A 467-nucleotide genomic window follows, 5' to 3' on the forward strand; every position below is an offset into this window, starting at 1 on the left:
CATCATCTCAGTTCCTTACGGACTTACTCAGGTTGAAAGAAAGGCTGTTAGAGAGAGTGCGCTAAGTGCTGGTGCAAGAGAGGTATTTTTGATAGAAGAGCCTATGGCAGCAGCTATCGGAGCAAATTTACCAGTTCGCGAGCCACAAGGCAACCTTGTAGTTGATATCGGCGGTGGTACGACTGAGATCGGTGTCGTCTCACTTGGCGGTCTGGTAATATCAAAATCTATCCGCACAGCTGGTGATAAGATAGATAGCAGTATCGTTAACTACATAAAAGAAAAATACAACTTACTAATAGGCGAGAGAACAGGCGAGGAGATAAAGATCGCTGTGGGCTCTGCTGTGCAGCTTGAAAAAGAGCTAAGCGTAGTGGTAAAAGGACGCGACCAAGTGAGCGGTCTTTTAAGCAGGGTTGAGCTGACAAGCGAGGATGTGAGAGAGGCGATGAGAGAGCCGCTAAAGG

Annotated in this window: 1 protein-coding gene; it reads left to right on the top strand. The window is 47.3% G+C overall.

Features of this window, described 5'->3' with window-relative positions; translation table 11 throughout:
* The coding region (locus tag CYP05_RS02625) for a rod shape-determining protein (RefSeq protein ID WP_181001154.1) at window positions 1-467 on the top strand (467 nt) is incomplete at both ends.

Source organism: Campylobacter concisus, from assembly GCF_002913545.1.
Classification (GTDB): Bacteria; Campylobacterota; Campylobacteria; order Campylobacterales; family Campylobacteraceae; genus Campylobacter_A; species Campylobacter_A concisus_AV.